18 protein-coding genes are annotated in these 19,963 nt (G+C 72.3%); 6 read left to right on the top strand and 12 right to left on the bottom strand.

The genetic code is table 11. The features are described from left to right. Positions 1–5: 5 nt before the first annotated feature. From IEZ03_RS33280 to IEZ03_RS33230, 11 genes are all read right to left on the bottom strand, one after another. On the bottom strand, positions 6–1,565 hold the full coding sequence (locus IEZ03_RS33280) for an OmpA family protein (RefSeq protein WP_184881311.1): 1,560 nt from the start codon (positions 1,563–1,565) through the stop codon (positions 6–8). Between the two features lie 124 nt (positions 1,566–1,689). Beyond that, complete coding sequence (locus IEZ03_RS33275) at positions 1,690–1,923, bottom strand: DUF4244 domain-containing protein (protein ID WP_184881309.1); 234 nt, start codon at positions 1,921–1,923, stop codon at positions 1,690–1,692. 183 nt (positions 1,924–2,106) lie between these two features. After that, positions 2,107–2,883, bottom strand: coding sequence for a response regulator (locus tag IEZ03_RS33270; protein ID WP_184881307.1), 777 nt, complete (start codon positions 2,881–2,883; stop codon positions 2,107–2,109). Between the two features lies 1 nt (position 2,884). Beyond that, entirely contained in the window at positions 2,885–4,093 is a 1,209-nt protein-coding gene (locus IEZ03_RS33265) for a sensor histidine kinase (RefSeq protein WP_184881305.1), read from the bottom strand. Continuing rightward, positions 4,074–4,970 (bottom strand): type II secretion system F family protein, encoded by an 897-nt coding sequence (locus IEZ03_RS33260; protein ID WP_229808733.1) that lies wholly within the window; start codon positions 4,968–4,970, stop codon positions 4,074–4,076. The genes IEZ03_RS33265 and IEZ03_RS33260 overlap by 20 nt, the downstream gene beginning before the upstream one ends. 1 nt (position 4,971) lies before the next feature. Beyond that, positions 4,972–5,901: a type II secretion system F family protein gene (locus IEZ03_RS33255; RefSeq protein WP_184881303.1), complete on the bottom strand. Its 930-nt coding sequence runs from the start codon at positions 5,899–5,901 to the stop codon at positions 4,972–4,974. A 34-nt stretch (positions 5,902–5,935) separates the two neighbouring features. Next, positions 5,936–7,300 carry a TadA family conjugal transfer-associated ATPase gene (locus tag IEZ03_RS33250; RefSeq protein WP_184881301.1) on the bottom strand — a complete coding sequence of 455 codons (1,365 nt, stop codon included), beginning with the start codon at positions 7,298–7,300 and terminating at the stop codon, positions 5,936–5,938. A 3-nt stretch (positions 7,301–7,303) separates the two neighbouring features. Beyond that, on the bottom strand, positions 7,304–7,642 hold the full coding sequence (locus IEZ03_RS33245) for a TadE/TadG family type IV pilus assembly protein (protein ID WP_184881299.1): 339 nt from the start codon (positions 7,640–7,642) through the stop codon (positions 7,304–7,306). 47 nt (positions 7,643–7,689) lie between these two features. Beyond that, entirely contained in the window at positions 7,690–9,267 is a 1,578-nt protein-coding gene (locus IEZ03_RS33240; RefSeq protein ID WP_221480583.1) for a CpaE/TadZ family protein, read from the bottom strand. A gap of 7 nt (positions 9,268–9,274) precedes the next feature. Continuing rightward, a complete protein-coding gene (cpaB, locus tag IEZ03_RS33235) occupies positions 9,275–9,949 on the bottom strand; it encodes a Flp pilus assembly protein CpaB (RefSeq protein ID WP_184881295.1) in 675 nt (224 codons plus the stop codon). A gap of 75 nt (positions 9,950–10,024) precedes the next feature. Beyond that, entirely contained in the window at positions 10,025–11,503 is a 1,479-nt protein-coding gene (locus tag IEZ03_RS33230) for a hypothetical protein (RefSeq protein WP_184881293.1), read from the bottom strand. A gap of 584 nt (positions 11,504–12,087) precedes the next feature. Here IEZ03_RS33230 and IEZ03_RS33225 point away from each other — a divergent pair. The 5 genes from IEZ03_RS33225 to IEZ03_RS33205 are packed head-to-tail and all read left to right on the top strand — an operon-like array spanning position 12,088 to position 18,780. Next, positions 12,088–12,582 carry a DUF4282 domain-containing protein gene (locus IEZ03_RS33225; protein ID WP_184881291.1) on the top strand — a complete coding sequence of 165 codons (495 nt, stop codon included), beginning with the start codon at positions 12,088–12,090 and terminating at the stop codon, positions 12,580–12,582. A gap of 12 nt (positions 12,583–12,594) precedes the next feature. After that, on the top strand, positions 12,595–14,964 hold the full coding sequence (locus IEZ03_RS33220; protein ID WP_229808732.1) for a protein kinase domain-containing protein: 2,370 nt from the start codon (positions 12,595–12,597) through the stop codon (positions 14,962–14,964). Further along, complete coding sequence (locus IEZ03_RS33215) at positions 14,961–16,088, top strand: response regulator receiver protein (protein ID WP_184881289.1); 1,128 nt, start codon at positions 14,961–14,963, stop codon at positions 16,086–16,088. The genes IEZ03_RS33220 and IEZ03_RS33215 overlap by 4 nt, the downstream gene beginning before the upstream one ends. Positions 16,089–16,114: 26 nt before the next feature. Then, positions 16,115–18,034: an AAA family ATPase gene (locus tag IEZ03_RS33210; RefSeq protein ID WP_184881287.1), complete on the top strand. Its 1,920-nt coding sequence runs from the start codon at positions 16,115–16,117 to the stop codon at positions 18,032–18,034. Beyond that, positions 18,031–18,780 (top strand): 4Fe-4S single cluster domain-containing protein, encoded by a 750-nt coding sequence (locus IEZ03_RS33205; protein WP_184881286.1) that lies wholly within the window; start codon positions 18,031–18,033, stop codon positions 18,778–18,780. The genes IEZ03_RS33210 and IEZ03_RS33205 overlap by 4 nt, the downstream gene beginning before the upstream one ends. On the opposite strand, the gene IEZ03_RS33200 is transcribed toward IEZ03_RS33205, so the two are convergent. After that, positions 18,684–19,646 (bottom strand): hypothetical protein, encoded by a 963-nt coding sequence (locus tag IEZ03_RS33200; RefSeq protein WP_184881284.1) that lies wholly within the window; start codon positions 19,644–19,646, stop codon positions 18,684–18,686. The genes IEZ03_RS33205 and IEZ03_RS33200 overlap by 97 nt on opposite strands. On the opposite strand from IEZ03_RS33200, the gene IEZ03_RS33195 reads away from it, so the two are divergent. Next, positions 19,635–19,963, top strand: a 329-nt coding sequence (locus IEZ03_RS33195; protein WP_189241265.1) for a hypothetical protein, incomplete at its 3' end; no start/stop codon positions are given. The two genes, IEZ03_RS33200 and IEZ03_RS33195, sit on opposite strands and share 12 nt — an antisense overlap.

Raw genomic sequence — 19,963 nt, 5'->3', positions numbered from 1 at the left:
GGCGGCTACCTGATCGTGAGGCCCTTGACCACGGCGTCGGCACCCCTTTCCCACGGGACCTGCATTTCGAGGTTCGCCGCATTTGCCTGCGGGTTGTACGCCTCCCAGAGAACGACGCTCTCGCCGGGCCCGACCGTCTTCTTCGCGCCGCCGGCATCGACCCGGCTGCACACGCACGGGCCGCCTTCAAGGCTCATCGGGTTGTACCGGACCTGATTGGCGGAATCGAAGAGCATTACGCCGCCGGTGGTGCCCAGCCTCATCGGCTGGGGGTCGGCCCCGTGCACGTAGGCGGACTTCTCGAGTTTCTGCCCGAAGTCCGGGGTCCCCTGCCCGGTGTTGCGCAGTGTCCAGACCAGGATCGTCAGTCCCGAAGAGTCGCGATGCAGGCTGTTCACCTCGACCTTGAGCCCCTGCGCCGCGGCCGCCTGGAACGTCCCGGAGCCCAGCACGGTCGAGGAGCCGCGCTTGTAGGGTTCGCCGTTCACGGGCGGCGGGGCCGGCGCGGGCGGGCGGGCGAACGTCACGCTGACCCGCCGGTTCTTGCGGCGCCCCTCCTCGGTCTCATTGGTAGCGACCGGCTCCCTCGAGCCGTGCCCCTCGGCTTTGTAGGACACGTCCTTCCGGGTCACCAGGCTCCTCAGCCGGTCGGCGACGGCCTTCGCGCGCCGCTCCGACAGCGGCTCGTTGATCGCGTCGTTCCCGGTCTTGTCCGCATGGCCGTCGACCTGGACCGTCTTCCCCTTCGACGCCTCGATCTGCTTGGCAACCTGCTGCAGGAGGCGTTCGGCGCGCGGGGTCAGATCGGCCTTGTCGATGGCGAAGAGAACGTCGGCGGACAACCGCACCGACCGGTCGTTCGGGTCGTCGTCCACCGTCTGCTCGGTCCCCTCGGTGAGGGTCCGCACACCGACGACCCTGGGCTGCTCCAACTGGAGCCGGGCCGGATCGAGCTGGTTCTCGAGAGGCTTCACCGGGTCACCGGTGATCGGGACGTCCTGGAAAGGCACGGCGAGCGGAAACACGATCGTGGCCTTCTGCACGCCGGCGGGCGGCGTGGGGAAGGTCGCGTAGACATCGATGTGGCCGCCGGGCTGCACGGGATTGTTGAAGAGCCTGGTGCACAGGCAGTTGTCCAGATCCTCGGTCTTCTTCTGCAGGGGGTAGTGCAGTTTTTCGCTCTTCGCGTCGAGCAGGCCGATCCCGCTGGCGGCGAGCGGGTCACCCAGTCCGGGGTCGGTCGCGTCACCCGGTTCCCCGAGGCTCTCCGCCAGGTCGATCGGGTGCTCACCGTCGTTGACGATCTTGAAGCGCGCGGTGACCGTGTCGGCCGCGGTCCGGCTCAACGCGAGCAGATCGACGTGCGCCGGAGCGTCCTTGTGGTTCATCGGTACCGACATGATCGGCCGGAGTTCGCCACCCTGCGCGGTATTCGCCGATTTCGACGGCGTCCCTCCGGATTTCGGCTTATCGTCACCGGCACATCCGGAGAGGGCGAGTATGAGGGCGAGGGGCCCCACCGCATAACGGACGGCGCGCCTTCTCACAGTCATGCGATGCATCATGATTCTTCTCCCAGGACGTGGACAGCCGTCAGCGCCCGATGGGGGAACCGCATTAGATCCGGTTCCCCCATCGGGCGCTGACGGAGCACTTCAAGCCGGCCCGGCCCCGCGGACTCGTCCGGAATCAGCTGGAGCCGCCCCCGCCGGGGTTGAACAGCTTGGTGATCGCGTTGGAGACCGAGGTCCGCACCGAGCCGTTGATCAGGCTGTAGAGAATACCGACGACCAGCGCGGCGACCACGATCAGAGCGCCGTACTCCAGCGCGCTGACACCGCGGTCGCTTCGCTCCTTGAGCCGCTCGGCGCGGTCCTGGACGAAGGTCTGGAGAGTGACGTAGAGAGGGATCAACGAGTTCATCTGGCGCCTCCCGGCTGTTTCTGTCTCGCCCTGGCACAGACAACAGTAGGGATTTCAGAACACTCTCCCCAGGGCCCAGCGGCCCAATCGGCGCCGCCCATAGGACCCAAGAACGATGGGGTCCACGGACCCAATGGGACGGGTCCATTTCGGCCGTGCCGCCGGAGCACGGGGAGGCCCGCATCATCCGTCGCCCTCCTCCGACGTTCCTATCCATTGGGCGATCGCCGCGGCCCGCGAGGTGACGCCGAGCTTGGCATAAATGCGGTTCACATGGTTCTTGACGGTCTTCTCGGCAAGGAACAACTGCTGGGCGATCTGGCCGTTGGAACGTCCTCGCGCGATGAGAGCCATGACATCGGCCTCGCGTGCGGACAGCCCGAAATCGCCGTCCCTCCTCGTCGCCGGGACGTACCGGTCGCGCCCGGCCGGCTTCTCCCGGACCGCCCGGGGGCCGTCGTCACCGCCAGATTCCGGCGCGCTCCGAGATTCGCGGGGCTCCCGGGGATCGCGGGCCCCCTCCGGATCACGGGCGCTCTGCGAGTCGCCGCGGACCGCGCCGACCAGCGCCGAGACCGCGGCCGGGGAAAGCGGGTTCGAGCCGTCCACCACGCCGTGGACCGCGGCCGTCAGTTCCTCCGGCGTGAACGTACCGTGGACCAGGTAACCGACGGCACCCTTCCCGATGGCCGCCCTGACCACCTTCGGGTCGTCGGTGTAGGTGAGCATGATGACCCGCGTCTTGGCGCTGAGCACCTCCGCCGCGGCCACCCCGTCCAGCAGGGGCATCTGCACGTCCAGCAGGACCAGGTCCGGATTCAGCCGGTCGACGAGTTCGATGGCCGTGCGCCCGTCGCCCGCCTCGCCGACGACCTCGGCGCCGGACGCCTCCACCAGCGAGACCAGACCCGAGCGGACCACGACGTTGTCGTCGACCACCACCACGCGCGGTGCGACCATGTCAGCTCACCTCCGCGAGCGGTACGTCGCCGGACACGTCCGCGGGGAGCCGGACGGAGACCGTGGTGCCGTCCCCCGGCCGGGACGAGATCGTCACCGTGCCGCCCACGCGCTGGGCGCGTTCGTGCAGGCCGATCAGACCGTAGTGCCCCTCCCGCGCCAGGTCCGTCAGCTGCCGGGGCCGGAAGCCCCCGCCGTCGTCGGCGATGGTCAGTACCAGGTCGTTCTCTTCCTTCACGAGCCTCACCTTCACCGCATTCGCCTTGGCGTGCCGCTCGACGTTGGTCAGGACCTCGCGGAGGATCGCCACCGCCTCGTGGCGCATCCGCAGCTCCGGCTCGACCCGGGCGTCGAGGTCGCAGGTCACGGCGATCCCGGTCCCCTCCGCCCATCGGTCCGCGACCTCCCGCAGGGCCTCGTGCAGAGAGCGCGTGACGGCGTCGTCCCGCAGCTCCGTGAGCAGGTCGCGCGCCTCGTGGGAGGCGACCGCCGCGGCGATCGCGATCTGCTCCGCCTCCAGCGCGGCGCGCTTCGCGTCCCGGGACGCCCACAGCGGCAGCGCGGACGCCGCGAGCGCGATCCCCCGGAGCGTCTTCGCCAGCGAGTCGTGCATCTCCCGGGCGAGCCGGGCCCTCTCCTGCGCCGCCGCCGCGAGGACCTGCGCCTGGCGGAGCGCCGCCTCCTTGGCCGCGTAGTCGTCCAGCAGACGGCGCAGCGCGACCCCCGCGAATCCCGCGAGCGGGTAGTAGAGCGGCTGGCCCAGCAGCACCTGGAAGGTGATCTCTCCCGCCCGGGGCGCGGACAGCGCGTAGGTGAGGTAGTAGACGAGAATCTGCAGGCCCGCCACGGCCAGCATCCCCTGCCACCGGTAGAGGAGCCCGGCGATGGTGGCGGTCGCGACGGTGGACAGGAAGTACGGGCCCGCGATGCCGCCCACGCTCAGCACCGCGAAGGATAGGAACATGTCGAGCGTGTAGAGGGACGGGTGGGCGGCGACGCGCGGAGCCACGACCCGCCATTTCCGCGCCGTTCCCCAGGACAGCAGCACCATCGAGAACATGAGCGCGAACACGCCGGCCGTCAGGTGCTCGCGCGGCAGCAGCAGCATGCTGAGCGCCGTGATCAGCATCCGGATCTCCATGAGCATCCGGAAGGCCGCCCCGACGCGCTCCGGGAAGACCGCCGCGCCCTTACCCGCCGAGGATTCCACCGGCACCACCCAGGTCCGACCCGATGAAAAGGGCGCCGAGCACGACCAGCATCAGCGCCGGGAGCGTCATCGACATCGTGATCGCGGTGATCTTCGGCGTCGTCCGCTGCGCCTTGCGCTTGGCCCACTGGGCGGCCTCGCGCCGCATGTCGCCGCCGATGTCGACCAGCGCCGTCCCGAGCGGCGCGCCGAGTTCCTCCGCCTGCAGGATCGCCGTGACGAACAGGTTCACCGCCTCGGAGCTGTTGCGGTCGCGCAGATCCTCGAACGCCTCCCGCCGCGGTGTGCCGAGTTCCATCTGCCGCAGCGCCACCATGAACTCCTCCGCCAGCGGGCCCGGCATGCTCTCGGCGACGCGCGCCAGCGCCAGGCGGAAGCTCAGCCCGGCGCTGACCGTCACCGCCAGCACGTCCAGGAAATCCGGCATCGACCGCTGGATGGCCTCCTGCCGGGCCACCCGCTTGCTGTAGAGGATCAGCTCGGTCTGCAGGGAGCCGAGGAGGGTGAGGATCCCGTACAGGGCCTGGCCGTTGGCGATGAGCCCCAGGGCGAGCAACCCGAACAGCACCGTGTAGCCCGCGGTCCGGCGGGCGTAGGTCTCCACCGTCATCCCGCCGGGACGGCCCGCCGCGTCGATCCGCTTGCGGATCTTCGTCCGCCACGGGCCGAGAAGCTCCATCGCCATCCGGGCGAACGGGCTGCCCAGGAGGTCGGCGATGGCGTCCAGGACGAACTTCTCCTCCTTTTCCGGCTTCTTGGCCAGCGGCACCGCGGAGGTGGCGACCCGCTCCCCGGCGGTGAGCTGGGCCAGCCCGACGACGCCCAGGAGAACGCACAGGGCCCCACCGGCTCCCATGGCGTAGACGACCACGCTCACCTCACACGTCGATCCGGGTCATCCTGCGGATGATCAACAGGCTGGCGATGAACAGGCCCCCGGCGACGGCGAGGATGAGCTGGCCCGCCGGCTTGCCGCTCATCACGCGCAGCGCGCCCGGCATGATCACGTTGACCATCGCCAGCCCCGCGATGCCGAGCAGGCCGATCGCCCAGTTGGTGACGACGGCCTCGCCCATGATCGTCTTGACCTCGCGGCGGATCTCCTTGCGCTCCTCCAGCGTCGTCGCGATCGTGCGCAGCGCGGTGACCAGCGAGCCGCCCGCCCTCGCGGAGACCACCAGCGTGCTGATCAGCACGCCCAGCTCCCGGGACGGCAGCCGCTCGCCGAGGTCGCGGAGCGCGTCGTCCACCGGCTGGCCGAGGCGCAGCGCGTCCGCGGTGCGGCGCAGTTCCTCCCCGGCCGGGTCCGCCAGCTCGTCCGCCGCGATCTCGATGGCGGTGCGCATGACGAGGCCGGCATGGGTGGCGTTGGACAGGACACGGGCGAGTTCGGGCAGCTGGGCGATGAACTCCTCCCGGCGCCGCTCCTCCCTGCGCCGGACGTAGTGCAGGAACGCGAAGCCGACTCCGACCGCGGCGGCGATCCCGAAGACGGGGGCCATCCACCGCCCGATCAGGAAGATCGCCACGACGGCGGTCACCGTCATCATCGCGAGGAACGTCGACACCCGGATCCGCATCCCCGACGCCGCGAGCCGCCGGGCGAGCGTCCTGCCCGCGGAGGTGCGGCGGATCGCGACGTCCAAGCGCCACATCAGGCCGGTCATCTCCTGGTCGGAGACCAGCGCGGAGCGGGCGACCAGGCGGTTGCGCTGCGCCCAGCCGGTCACCAGGTCGCCGACGCCCCAGACGGCCAGCGCCAGGGTCGCCACCAGGATCAGCAGGATCACCGGCAGTGGCAGGCTCACGGCGGACACCCCCTCATCTCCTCACCGGTGCGGTTCATCGGCCCCCCTGCGGTCCGTGGCCGTTCGTCCCGCCGCCCACCGGGGGGCCGCCGGGTCCGCGGGCGCCGGTGGAGAACACCGGCGGGACGGTCTCGCCCGCGTGGAACAGCCGGGTGAGCAGCGCCTCCGGCAGCTGCATCGGCCGGAACGCGCCGCGGACCTCGCGGTCCGGGCCGATCGGATCGAACTCGAACCGCACGGCGGGCCGGAGCGCGGACGCGTCGCGCCGGGCCGGGTCCACCACCGCCACCTCGGTGATCCGGCGGGACCCGTCCGGGCCGCGGCTCAGCTGGACGACCGCGTCGACGGCGCTGGCGATCTGGTCGCGGATCGCCTCGAACGGCAGCTTGACGTCGCTCATGCTGGCCAGCGTCTGGAGGCGGTGCACGGTGTCCTCGGTCGAATTGGCGTGCACCGTCACCAGCGAACCGTCATGGCCGGTGTTCATCGCCTGGAGCATGTCGAGCGTCTCGCCGCCGCGTACCTCACCGACGATGATCCGGTCCGGGCGCATGCGCAGCGCGTTGCGGACCAGGTCGCGGATCGTGATCGCGCCCTTGCCCTCGATGTTGGCCGGACGCGACTCCAGCGGGATGACATGTTCCTGTCTCAGCTGGAGCTCGGCGGAGTCCTCGATCGTGATGATGCGCTCGTGCTCCGGGACGAACGCCGACAGCGCGTTCAGCATCGTCGTCTTCCCCGTGCCGGTACCGCCCGAGATGACCAGATTCAAGCGGGCCCGGACGAACGCGGCCAGCAGCATGCCGGTGGCAGGGTCCATCGACCCCATGCCGACGAGTTCCTCGACGGAGTACGACCGGGGGAAACGCCGGATCGTCAGGATCGGCCCGACCAGCGACAGCGGCGGCACGATCACGTTGACCCGCTCGCCGGTGGGCAGGCGCGCGTCCACCATCGGGCTCGACTCGTCCACGCGCCGGTTGACCTGCGCGACGATCCGGTCGATGGTCTGGTAGAGCTGCTCCTCGCTGGCGAACCCGTTGTCCAGCCGGTACACCCGCCCGGCCCGCTCCACGAAGATCGAGTCGGGACCGTTCACCATGATCTCGGTGACGCTCGGGTCGGCGAGCAGCGGTTCCAGCACGCCGAGGCCGAGCGCCTCGTCCACCACCCGGCGGATCAGGTTGGCGCGCTCCCCGGCGGCGAGGACGGGGCCCTCCCGCGTCACCAGCAGCCCGACGACCTTCTCCAGCCGGGCCCGCCGCTGCGTCATCGTCAGCCGCGCCAGCTCGTCGAGGTTGATCTCCTCCAGCAGCCGCTGCCGCCAATGCTGGACGGTGCTCTTGCTGGTCCGGTCGCCGGCCGACCGGTCGTCTTCGAGGCGATCCTTGAGTGCCATCGCTCACCCCAGCGGCATGGTGACGGTGCGCTTCACGGTGTAGTCCAAGGGCACGCCCTTGAAGATGATCGGCAGCTTCGCCTCCACCCGGCAGTAGACGGCGTCCTCGCCGTCCACCGTGGTGGCTCCGCCCTCGATCCTGTAGTCGTTCAGCCACGCGGGCCGGACGCTCCTCGCGTACTCGACGCACAGCCGCGGGTCGTAGCGCTGACTGGCCTCCCGTGCCCCGGTCCGGGCGATGTTCTCCACGCGGGACACCGTCGTGAACGAGATGTACGCCTGGAAGGAGAGGAAGATCACGAAGAACGCGATGGGCACCGAGCCCGCGAACTCCAATGCCACGGCACCCCTGTCGCCCCGGCGCCGGGACCGGCGCGCCGCCATGCCCCTCACCCCTCCCCCTCGTCGACGATCTTCGTCCGGGTCTCGATCCCCCAAGAGCTGCGCAGCCCCGGGATGAGGATCGGGGTGTCGATCGTGACGACGGCGTAGCCGTCCACGACGTTGATGGTGAGGTGCTCGCGGTCCTTCCAGTCGCCCTTGACGCGTTCGACCGCGCGGCGCCGGACCTCCTCGCGGTTGGCCCTGGCCTGCTCGGTGTTGCCCTTGTCGTAGCCGAGCACCGCCACCGCGCGGGCCGCCTCGTTCGCCGCGTGGCTGGAGTAGGTGGAGGTCAGCCCGATCAGGACGACCTGCCACACCAGGAGGAAGACGAGCACGATGAGCGGGAGGATCCCGGCGAACTCCACCGCCACCGCGCCCGCATCGCCCTGCTTCCGCCGGGACGGCGGGACGGTCTCCTGCTCCGGCGCGGCGCCGAGCAGGCCGAGGTCGGCGGCGGCCCGGCCGACCGCCTTGCGGAAGTCGGCGTTCTTCACCGCCCCCGGGGAGCCGGTGTTCGCGGCCTCCTCCAGCGCCCGGAACACCGCCGGCACCGTGACGCCGCGCAGCGGGGAGCCGACCATCTTGCGCGCCAGGTCGGGCTGGATCTCGTTGCGCCGGTCCTGCCGGGTGAGCAGGACGCTCACGTCCTCCTCCCGGCGGATCGCGAGCCGCGCGAACATACGCGCCAGCCGCCGCGCGGACCGCAGCGCCGGCACGTCCGGGGTCGTGACGATGACGGCCTCGTCCGCCAGCTCCACGGCCATCGCGTTGGCGTCGGCGATGTGCGTCCCGCCGTCGACGATCACCACGTCGTACCGGGACCGGACGACGGTGAGGATCTGCCGGACGGCCCGCGCCGAGACCTCCTCCGCGTCCTCGCCCTGCCCCGGCGCCAGCAGCAGGTGCGGCCCCGACGGGTGCACGAACAGGGCCTCGGCGACCACGGCCCCGTCCAGGTCGCCGGCCGCCGCGGCGAGGTCGGCGATGCTGTGCCGGTGCTGGACGTCCAGGTAGCCCGGGATGTCGCCGTTCTGCAGGTCCATGTCGACCAGGCAGACCGTCCGGCCCGCGGACGACGCCGCGATCGCGAGGTGGATCGCCAGCGTGGTGGTGCCGACGCCGCCCTTGGCGCCGCACAGCGTCACCAGCCGGGCCAGCCGGCCCGGGTGCCCCGGCGCCTCGACGGAGGTGAAGTGGCGCCGCATGGTCCGCGACCACTCCGACGCCTGCTGGACGCGGTTCTGCAGCTCCGACAGCGTCGGCTCGTTCGAGATGACCCCGCGGGCGCCGGCCGCCATCGCCGCCGACAGCGTCTCCGCGGTCGCCTCGTCGGCGATCAGGATGACGGCGAGCTGCGGGCGGCGGACCACCAGCTCGCGGATCAGGTCGAGCGCGGGCAGCGGCCCGAGCGCCTGGTGCACGAGCACCACGTCCAGCTGCGGCAGGGTCGCGACCGTGCCCGCCACATGGTTGGACGACGTCTCCACCGCGACGACCTTGATGTCGGGCAGTTCGCGGAACTGGCCGGTCAGCGAGGCGGCGAGGTCGCGGTCCTCGATGCCGAGCAGGATCTGGATGCTCATCACCGGATCACCTCGCCGGGACCGTCTCGCAGACGGGCGGGAGCTTGACGCCGTCGACGCCCGCCCCCGACCCGCCGATGAGCGCGAGCCTGATCTTGTTGGCGAAGCTCTCCTCGCGGGTGAGCTTCAGGCTGTCCGCCGCGTTGAGCGCGAAGGTGATCGGCACCTGCGACTCGGTCACCGAGGAGTTCCGCTCGTCCTTGACCTCGGTCTCCTGGCCGATCTGGATGACCCGGGCCGCGCTGACGATCCGCGCCGCGCAGGACTGCTGCCGCTCGCCCTGCTGCCGCTGGTACGTGGCGTAGATGTCGACGGTCATGCCCTCGTGGACCTTGCCCGCCACGCCCGTCTCCGCGTCGACCATGATGGCGATCTCGCGTTGGCCGGGCTCCAGGGAGGGGCCGGGGACGAGCATGCCCGTCTGGAGATGGGAGCCCGCCGGGAGGTCGGCCGCGGCGACCTTGCCCTCCAGCTGGGCGATGTCGGTCACCATCGTGTCCGGGGACCACTTCTGCGGCACCCGGATACGTTCGAGGTCGTCCGCGGTGATCGGGGTGAACGCCTTGATCGGCCGGTTGAGCTTGAGCACGTCGGTCTTCACGCCCACCTCGGCCCGGACGGAGCCGACGTATCCGATGATGCTGACGAAGACGGCAACGGCGCCGAGCGCAGCCAGGATCATCAGCAGAACTCCACGTCGCTGGCGCGGGTTCATGGGACTCCGTTTCTCAGTCGGGGGGTCGGAGGGTCGGGAGCTTCAGCGAGGTTGGCGCGGGCGGAAGCCGACGGTGCCGGCGCGCGGCCAGTCGTCGTCCGGCGCCGTGCGCCTGGGAGGTCCGGCCGGCGGCTCCGCGCCACCGTTGAGGATGTGCCCGATGGACGACGTGCCCTCGGACGGCGGCGGCTCGGACGGCGGCGGCTCCGCGGCGTCAGTCTCGGCATCGGCGGGTTCGGGGGCATCGGCGGGTTCGGCGGCCGGAACCGCCGCATCGGCCGGGCGGGCATCGGGCGGGGCGGCCTTGCCCCAGGAGCTCGGCGGGTTCTGCACGCGCGTCCGGTCGTCCCGCCGGCCGGAGCCGTCGCCCTCAGCGCCGTGGGGAGGCCCGACGGGCGCCGCGAGGACCGGTTCCCTGCGCGTCGGCGCGGCCAGTTCCTCCTCGGCCTGGACGGGTGTGGCCGCATGCGGATCGCGCCGGTCCAGTGCGCGTGGCCACTGGGGACTCCGCTCTCCGGCAGGCGGGGACGGCTGCGGGCGCGTCGGCGGGGCTTCGAGATCCTGGTGCGCAGGCCCGGACGGCGGCGGCTGGGCGGACGGCGGCCGGGCGGGCTCCGCCTGGACGGGCCCGGCTTGTCCGGGCCGGGGGGCGGGCGGGCGGCTCGGTCCCGCCGGCGGGCCTGGAGCGGGCGCCGCCTCGGGACCCGGCTGGACCATCAGGCAGAACGGGCATTCGGGGAGCGCCGTCGGCTCGCCGCACCAGCCGCAGGGCCGGTAGGGGGAACCGGCGAGCAGGCTCTGCAGCGCCTGCGGGTGCCCGCTGAACGCGACGAACTCCGCATACTTCCTGGTGCCCCAGTACTGGGCGCTCATCGGCTGGGCGGCGACCGCGGTCACCGAGACGGCCCCGATCACCGGCCGCAGCCTGTGCTGCAGCCACTCGACGTCGCCGTTCTCGTGCCCGAACAGCATCAGCACGGGATCGGCCGGGCGCACGGCCGGCTCCGGGACGGGCTTCGACGCGGTGATGCGGTGCACCGCGGGCCGCGGTCCCGCCGACACCGAGAAGGCGTTGCCCGGGAGGTAGGACGACACGTGCGCACCGAGGCCGGTCTTGATGTGCTCCATACGGGCGACGCTGTTCACCCAGGCCCCGGCGTAGACGCTCTCGGACAGCCGCCCGGCGAGGCTCGCGAGGACCCCGGGCCGCGCGTAGCCGGACGCGAAGGCCAGCTGGTCGGCGATCAGCGACAGCGCGAGCGGCGGCACGTCGAGCGGCACGCCGGCGACGCGGTCGGTGAGCAGGGCGGACCGGGCCAGCCGGACCATCCTGCGGGCCCGCTCGCCCTTCCACGACGGGTAGACCACCAGCACGGCGCCGCGCTGACCGAGGGCGTACGCCACGTGGTCGATGAAGGCGGCGCACGCCTCGTCGCCCCCGTCCAGGCCGACCCGGTAAGCCAGGGTGGCCTGGAGGATGCCCGTGCTGGGGAAGTCACCCGCGAGTACGACCGCTGTCACGGGCGCCTCGGCTCGTCGTCGGGCCTCACTGGGCCGCCCCTCCTGTTCTCCACGGCGGACGATCGATCATCGTTCTCGTCCGGCAGCGGGTGCGCCGGCGTCGGTCACCACGATCGTCACAACCGGGCGATTTACCCATGCAACGGAAGAACTGTAATTGAACCGTGGTGCCGCATTCTTCGATGCCGACGGCATTGCCGCGGTTCCATCCGCCGGGCGATCATGTTCCGGAGGTCGACACGGCCGTCTGCCGGGGAAAAATCCGTACTGAAAAGTGTCCGCGCAGGTGCCGGGCGTATCATGTGCCCTCGCCGATCCCCGCGGCAGATGCAGAACGCTCACTCGGCCTCCCGGAGAGGACACAGCCCCACGCCATTCTCCCGGAAGGCGCGCAGATGATCAACGATCAAGCCGGAGTCCACATCCGGCCACAAATTGGGCCCCAGGGCCCTGGACACGATTGCGCCGCCCGCCCCAAGCACGATTACTTGAATAGTGGACTATTTAATGTGCCAGGTGAGACGGCCGCCGGACACAGGCTCTAGAGTCTTCCTGTAGGCGGCCCCGAACTGGAGACGACGGCGATGACGAACCCTTCGGACCCCGGTCACCCTCAGCACCCGCCGGCGCCCGGACCGCCGGGAGGTCCGTACGGCCCGCCGCCCCGGCAGCACCCGCAGATCCCGCAACCGGGCGCGGTCCCCGGCCCCCGCCCACCCGGCCCGGCGTACGGTCCGCAGGACCAGCAGCAGGGCTGGACGCCGCCACCGCGCGATCCGGCGGGCAAGGGCATCCTCGGTGCGCTGTTCGACATGAACTTCGACCACATGATCACCGTGCGCCTGGTCAAGCTCATCTACGTGATCTCGCTGGTCCCGATCACGCTGCTGGCGCTGCTGATGGTGGGGTACGGGCTCGACTGGCTCGCCCGGGACGCGACGTTCTTCGGTCTCCTGCTGCTCGTCACCGCACCGTTCCTGTGGCTCTTCCAGATGCTGGCGGTCCGGGTCCTCATGGAGTTCGTGATCAACCAGTTCAAGATCAGCGAGTACCTGCGGGTCATCAAGGACAAGGACTAGGCGGAGCAGCCGGTGGGCGAGTTCGACGGGACCGGGCCCGGTGCCGGTCCCCAACCACGGGACACGCGGCGCGACACGGAGTCCGAAGCCGGGGCGACGAGGCGCGACGACCGCGTCCCGGGGCCGCGTCCGGCGTCCGAGACGCGGCGGGACGGGGAGGCGGCCGCCGACCCGCTGATGCGGCTCCCCGCGGTGCTCGGCGAGCGGTACCGGGCGGTGGCGGAGCTGCCCGTGCAGGGCGCCGAGTCCGACCTGCTGCTCGTGCGGGACGCGCACGGCGACGAGTACGTCGCCAAGATCTTCCGCCGCGGGTACCGCGCGGACCGGGAGGTCTGGGCGAAGCTGCCCGCGCTGGACTCCCCGCACGTCCTGCGCATCCTGGAGACCGGGCACGCGGACGGCCGCGACTACGAGGTCGCCGCGTACGCGCCGGACGGCAACCTCCGCACGCTGATGGACGGCGGCCCGCTGCCCGCGGAGACGGCGGGCGAGATCGCGGCGCAGCTCGCGGCCGGGCTGACGGCCCTGCACCGCGCGGGCATCGTCCACCGCGACCTCAAGCCGGAGAACGTGCTGGTGCGGGGCACCGACCCGGTCCGGCTGGCGATCGCCGACTTCGGGCTGAGCAAGGTCCTCGACCAGAGCGTGGTGTTCGCGTCGTCCTCGCGGACGCTGGCCTACGCGGCGCCGGAGTCGCTGTCCGGCCAGGTGTCGCCCGCCCGCGACTGGTGGTCGCTCGGCATGATCGTCCGGGAGCTGGCCACGGGCCGGCCGCCGTTCGAGGGACTGAGCGAGACCGTCGTGGTCGACCACCTGGCGACGCGCCCGGTGAGCGCGGACGACGTCCCCGACCCGCGGCTGCGGCTGCTGTGCCGTGGGCTGCTGGCCCGCGACCCCCGGAAGAGGTGGGCGGGCGAGCAGGTCGCCGAGTGGCTGGACGGCGGTTCCCCGGCCGTCGCGGAGGAGAGCGCCGAGCCCGAGACGGGCGCCGGACTCCCGTTCAGGGGGCACCGCTACACCCGCCGGGACGAACTGGCGCGCGCGCTCGTCGAGAACTGGGACCACGCCGCGCGGTACTTCTTCGGGCGCGGGGAGACGGGCGAGGCGTGGCGGAGCCTGCGCGAATGGCTCGCCGGCATACCGGACGACAGCCGCATCGGCCTCGTCGACGGCTACCTCACCACGGCGCTGCCCCCCGACGTGAAGCTGCTGCACCTGGTCCGCTGGCTGGACCCGGCGCTCCCCCCGCACTTCCTCGGCCGGCGGCTGGCGTCCGGCGACCTGCCCGGCCTCGCCGTCCTCGCCGACGACCACCGCCACGCCGACCACCGGACCGCGTGCCTCATCGGGCGGGCGCTCTGGGAGCAGCACCTGCTGCACGTCCTGGCGGGGTTCGACACCGGCGAGGACCTGGGCCGGATCGACGACCAGTGGCGCGCCCACGTGGCCGCCTGGAACGACCTCGCGCGCTGGCTGCGCGGCCAGGACGGCATGCCGCCGGGTCTCTCGCGGCGGCTGCCCGACGCGGGCGCCGAGGACCCGCCCGCCGTCCTGCTCACGCTGCTCGCCCTGGCGGCGCGTCCCGCCGAGACCCATCGGCTGATCGCCGAGGGCGCCGCGCGGGCCCGCGCGGCGACGACCGAGCCGGTGCCGTGGTTCACCTGGCTGGCGGACGGCGCGGGCGACGACCCGCTGCGGCTGCTCGCGGTGACGCTCGCCGCGCCCGAGGCCGTCGTGGAGACCGAGGCGCGGGCGCGGGAACAGGCGGCGGCGCGGCAGCGCGACGAGGCGCTCCGCGCGCACTGGGACGAGCGGGAACGGGAGCGGCTCGCCGGGCGCGGTTCGGCGATGACCCGGGCCGCGCTCTGGACGCTGCCCTTCCTCGCCTTCTGGCTCCTCGGAAGCTGGGTCGTGGGCTCGCTGTTCGGCGGCGGCGACGGCGACGGGACCTCCTCGGTCGGGCTGCAGAGGTCGTCCTCAGGCATCCCGTTCGGCGTCCTGGCCGTCTTCTCCGTGCTCGCCTGGGCGGTGCACTGCGGCAGCGAACTGTTCGTGGCGCGCGCGCAGGGCAAGGACTACCTGCCGCACGGGCCGTGGTCGATGCTCTCCGGTTTCCTGGGGGCGAGCGGGCGCGGCCTGTCGAAGGCGTCGCAGACGATGACGGGCGCGGCGCGCAGCACCGGGCGGCGCGGCTGCGGGTTCCTGCTCCTCGCCATTACGATCCCGCTGCTGATTCTCATGCTGTTGGTGGGGGCGCTGACGTCCATCGCAAGCATGCTCTGGCTGATCCTCCTCATTGTGGGTCCCGCATCCCACGCCGTGGGGGCGGGCGTCAGGCTGCACCAGTGGCGCCAAGCGCGCACGATCGGAGGAAGCTCGTGAGCAGCGGGATCGAGGCGGAGGTCGTCCTGGACGCCGCGGTCGTCCTCAGCCTGGGCATGAACCGGGTCCTGGGGCACGGCGCGGGATTGGCGGGCCGGGGCGCGGAGGCGCTCGCCGCGCTCGCCGAGGGGCGCGCGGAGGCGCGGGCGGCGGCCCTGGCCGAGGTCGAGACGCACGAGCGGGCCCTGCGGGAGGTCGTGGAGCGCAACGCCCGCATCGCGGCGCTCGCCGAGACCGCGGCGAAGATCGGCGCGGAGGCGGCGCTGCCCGAGCGGCTCCAGCCCGGCGAGCGGTCAGCGGCGGAGCTGACCGCCTGGTGCGCCGCCACCGACCCCCTGCTGGACGAGGCCGAGCGCCGCCTGTCGGAACACCTCGCCGCCCAGGTCGCCACGCAGATCTTCACGGCCCCCGCCGAAGGGCTCACGGCCGACACGGGCAAGAGCGCACCGCCGCCGCCCACCGGGGACGACGTCCGGCGGAACCTCGAACGGATCATGGCGCGGCTGCTGCCGGACGCGGCCGAGGAGGAGCGGCGGGCGGTCGCGGAGGCGGCCGGGCTGCTCGCCGGGACCGGGACCGCGGAGGAGGCCGAGGACGTCCTGCAGGAGGTCCGGCTGCGGATCCAGGACGCCAACCGCCGCGTCGAGGAGCGCCGCGCCGAGGAGCGGCGGCGTGCGGCCGAGCGGGACGCCGCCGAGCAGGCCGCGGCCGAGCGCCGCTACGTCCTCGACTCGATCACCGCGGCGTTCGAGGACATGGGGTACGAGGTCCAGGCCGGGTTCGAGACGCTGACCGCCGACGACGGCACCCTGACGCTGACGAAGGGCGCCTGGCCCGACCACAGCGTGAAGATGAAGGTCGACGACGCCGCGCACGTCCGGGCATCGATGGTGCGCGAGCGGCCCGCCGAGAGCGAGGACGACCGGCGCGTCGACGTGGAGCGCGAGCGGGAGTGGTGCGAGGCGTTCGAGGCCGCCCGCGACCGGCTGCGCGACGCGGGGATCCGCTCGGACGTGGCGTGGCGGCTGGAGCCCGGTGTCCGCGAACTGCCGGTGGCGGCCCGGCCGGGGCAGACTAGGGGCCGTGCGAGCCAACGCGAGCGCCACCGCGAGCGTCACAACTGAGGTGCGGGATTGCCGGGGGAGCAGGTATGAGCATTGAATCGCCCACGCTCGGTGGGCGGCTGCAGGGATGGCCGCCGTTCATCCGGGAGCTGGACGCGACCCTTTCCGTGCACTCCCAGTACGTCCTGTCGGGCAACCTGTACGACAGCTTCCTGACCCCGGCCGCGGACGGCGGCGGGCACGGGCAGCTGCTGCCGCTGCGCGCCCTGCTGTGGGAGACGCTGCGGTCGAGCGGCGCGTCGTTCATGGCCGTCTACGACCCGGTGGACGGGCTGCAGGTCATCCCCGGCCCCGGCGACCCGGGCGGGGACGAGGCGGCGCAGGCCGCCGAGCGGCTGCTCGGCAAGCTCAAGCCGGACGACAAGCCGTCGCTGGAGGCGCTGACCCGGCTGCTGGCCGCGATGGCCCGGCCGAAGGAGAACGTCCGCGCCGCGTTCGTGATCGACTCGGCGTCGCGGATCGCCCGGACCCCGACCGACCTGGAGCCCGCCGAGCGCGACTTCTTCCGGGTCTGCGCGAAGCTGTCGCGCAGCGCCCGTCCCGTCCGGGTGCCGGGGGCGCGGCCGAAGCCGCTGTACAACCCGATCGTGTGGCTGGTGGAGCGGCCCGGCGACCTCCCGCCGTGGCTGACGACCGACAACGAGACCATCCGCGAGATCACGATCCCGCGCCCGCACCTCGGGGACCGGCAGGAGACCGCGCGGCTGCTGGCCCGCGCGTTCGGGATCAGCGACGTCGGGGAGGACGAGGTCGCCGCCGCGGCGTGCGACGCGTTCGCCGAGCAGGCCGACGGGCTCACCCTCCAGTCGATGATCGAGGTGACCCGGCTGGCCAAGGAGCGCAACGTCGACCTGGCCGATCTGCCGGACGCGGTCCGCACCTACAAGCTCGGCGTGCTCGACAACCCGTGGAGCCGCGGCCACCTGCGGCGCCGCGTGCTGGAGGGGGAGCGGCGCGTCCCGGAGCGGGTGATCGGGCAGCCGCAGGCCGTCACCAAGACCCTCGACATACTGAAGCGGGCGGTGCTCGGCCTGTCGGGCGCGCAGGCGACCCGGTCCGGCAGCCGGCCGCGCGGCGTGCTGTTCTTCGCGGGGCCGACCGGCACCGGCAAGACCGAGCTGGCCAAGGCGATCACCGAGCTGGTCTTCGGGGACGAGTCCGCCTACCTGCGCTTCGACATGAGCGAGTTCTCCGGCGAGGGCTCCGGCGACCGGCTGATCGGGTCGCCGCCCGGGTACGTGGGGCACGAGGCGGGCGGGGAGCTGACCAACGCCGTCCGCGAGGACCCGTTCCGGGTGATCCTGTTCGACGAGATCGAGAAGGCGCATCCGCGGATCCTCGACAAGTTCCTCCAGATCCTGGAGGACGGCCGGCTCACCGACGGGCGCGGCAACACCGTGCACTTCTCCGAGTCGATCCTGATCTTCACCTCGAACCTCGGGATGTTCGTCCCCGGCCGGGACCTCGCGCTCCGCGACGCGTCGCACGACCCCGGCATGGGCACCAGGGTGCAGAACATCACACCGGGGATGTCGTACGAGGAGGTCCAGCACCGCATCAAGAGCGCGGTCGCCGACCACTTCACCGAGGTCCTCAACCGGCCGGAGCTGCTCAACCGGTTCGGGGACAACATCGTGGTGTTCGACTTCATCTCCGCCGAGGCGGCGCACAAGATCTTCGATCTGCAGTTCGCGAACATCTGCCGGCGGGTCACCGACGAGCACCGGCTCGTCCTCACCGTGAAGAGCGAGCCGCTGGCGACGCTCCGCGAGTGGTGCACCGAGGAGCTGGACAAGGGCGGCCGCGGGATCGGCATGGCGCTGGAGTCGCACTTCGTCAACCCGCTGGCGCGCGCGCTGTTCGACCGGGACCTCGGCCCCGACGAGAAGGTCACCGTGACCGGCATACGCCGCGAGGGCGGCATCGTCCATCTGGATCTCACGTGACCCCGGAGGGCCGGACGGGCGGCGGCGACCCGGCCGGGACGCTGCTGCTCGCCAAGGCGCACTACCCGGTGACCACACTCGGCCCCGGCACCCGCGCCGGCATCTGGACGCAGGGCTGCACGCTGCACTGCCACGGCTGCCTCTCGCGGGACACGTGGGACGCGGATCCGGGTAAGGCCGTCCCCGTCGAAGCGGTCCTGGGCTGGCTGGACTCCCTGCCGGGACCCGTGGACGGGGTGACCGTTTCGGGGGGCGAGCCCTTCCAGCAGCCGGCCGCGCTGGCGGCCCTGCTGAAGGGCATACGCGCGTGGCGAGAGAACCGCGACCGTGAGACGATTGCGTTGGACATATTGGTCTACAGCGGATATGTCTACTCGCGGCTCGCCCGTAGCGGTGAGACGCGCGAGATCCTGGACATGTGCGACGCCGTGGTCACGGGGCCGTACGTCGACCGGCTCAACCCCGAGGGGGGACACGCCCAGGACGGCTCTCTACTCTGGAGGGGGTCGGCCAACCAGCGTGTCGTTCCGTTGTCCCCGCTGGGGCACGAGCGGTACGGAGCACTGGCCGGCATCGGGAAGACTGAGAAGGCTACAGGGCCCCGAGTACAGGTGTCCGTGGACGAAGGGCCGGAGGGAAGGCGGGTGTACTACATCGGGATCCCGCGAAGAGGTGACATGGAGCAGCTCACGTCGATGCTCGACCGCGCCGGCGTGCGCTCGGGGGATGTGTCATGGCGACCTTGAACTGTCCTGTCTGTGACGAGCCGTTCCAGCCGGGCGACCTGCTCTGCATGAGCTGCGGGGCCAACCTGGCGCGCGCCGGCGGCGGCGCCCACCGGCAGCAGGGGCCGGGCGGGTACGACGACCAGCAGCGGCAGGGATACCCGCCGCAGGGCCCCCAGGGCGGCCAGCAGTACGGGACCCCGGGGCAGCACGGCCAGCCGTACCAGCCGGCACCTCAGCACGACCCCTACCAGCAGCAGCAGGCGCCGCAGCACCAGGCTCCGCACCAGCCGGGCCCGCCCGGCCAGCCGCAGGACCCGTGGGGCCCGCCGCAGCAGCAGCCAGCGCAGCCGGACGCGTGGGGCGCACCGCCCATGCCCGACCAGCACGGCCAGCCCCAGCACGGGCAACCCCAGCACGGGCAACCCCAGCATGGTCAGCCCCAACACGGCCAGCCCCAGCACGGGCAACCGCAGCACGGCCAGCCTCAACACGGTCAGCCCCAGCACGGTCAGCCCCAGTACGGCCAGCCCCCGAACCAGCAGGGCGGGCAGCCGCAGCACGGCGGCGGCCAGCCGCCCATGCAGCATCAGCAGCCGGGCGGGGACCCGTGGGGCATGCCCCAGCAGCAGCCCCAGCAGGACCAGTGGGGCGCACCCCAGCCGCAGCAGCAGTACGGCCAGCCCGAGCAGCAGTACGGCCAGCCGCAGGAGCAGCAGTTCCCGCCGCCGCAGGACCAGTACCAGCAGCGCGAGCCGCAGTACCAGCCGCAGGACCAGTACGCCCCCCAGGACCAGTTCGGCATGCCGCAGCCCGGTCCGGCGGACCACGGCTTCGGGGCGCCGCCCCCGCAGCACGGCGGCGGCCAGCCGCCGATGCCGCCGCACGGGCGCGAGGCGACCCTGCTGCCCCCCGACCAGAACCAGGGCCCGCGCCCCGGCGCGGACCCGGGCGGCACGGCGTTCATGTGCCCCTACTGCGAGGCGGTGCTGTCCAACCCGGGCGCCGCGCAGTGCGAGTCGTGCCTGCGGCCGCTCCCGGGGAAGGGCACGCCGATCCTGCGCGTGCAGTTCCCCACGGGCGAGCTGAAGGTCTCCGTCGGGCAGCACCTGGTGCTGGGCCGCGACGCGGGCCAGTCCCCCGTGGCGTCGACGTTCACGCAGTACGACAACGTGTCGCGGCGCCACTCCACGGTGTGGCTCGA

This window comes from Actinomadura livida, assembly GCF_014648675.1.
Lineage (GTDB): Bacteria > Actinomycetota > Actinomycetes > Streptosporangiales > Streptosporangiaceae > Spirillospora > Spirillospora livida.
Note: the sequence above shows the minus strand (reverse complement) of the source record. Positions and strands in the feature narration are given on the sequence as shown.

Coding starts and splice junctions, on each gene's coding strand:
- IEZ03_RS33225 (WP_184881291.1), top strand. CDS start 12,088: ATGACGAACCCTTCGGACCCCGGTCACCCTCAGCACCCGCCGGCGCCC.
- IEZ03_RS33250 (WP_184881301.1), bottom strand. CDS start 7,300: ATGGCACTCAAGGATCGCCTCGAAGACGACCGGTCGGCCGGCGACCGG.
- IEZ03_RS33210 (WP_184881287.1), top strand. CDS start 16,115: ATGAGCATTGAATCGCCCACGCTCGGTGGGCGGCTGCAGGGATGGCCG.
- IEZ03_RS33270 (WP_184881307.1), bottom strand. CDS start 2,883: ATGGTCGCACCGCGCGTGGTGGTGGTCGACGACAACGTCGTGGTCCGC.
- IEZ03_RS33280 (WP_184881311.1), bottom strand. CDS start 1,565: ATGATGCATCGCATGACTGTGAGAAGGCGCGCCGTCCGTTATGCGGTG.
- IEZ03_RS33240 (WP_221480583.1), bottom strand. CDS start 9,267: ATGAGCATCCAGATCCTGCTCGGCATCGAGGACCGCGACCTCGCCGCC.
- IEZ03_RS33275 (WP_184881309.1), bottom strand. CDS start 1,923: ATGAACTCGTTGATCCCTCTCTACGTCACTCTCCAGACCTTCGTCCAG.
- cpaB (WP_184881295.1), bottom strand. CDS start 9,949: ATGATCCTGGCTGCGCTCGGCGCCGTTGCCGTCTTCGTCAGCATCATC.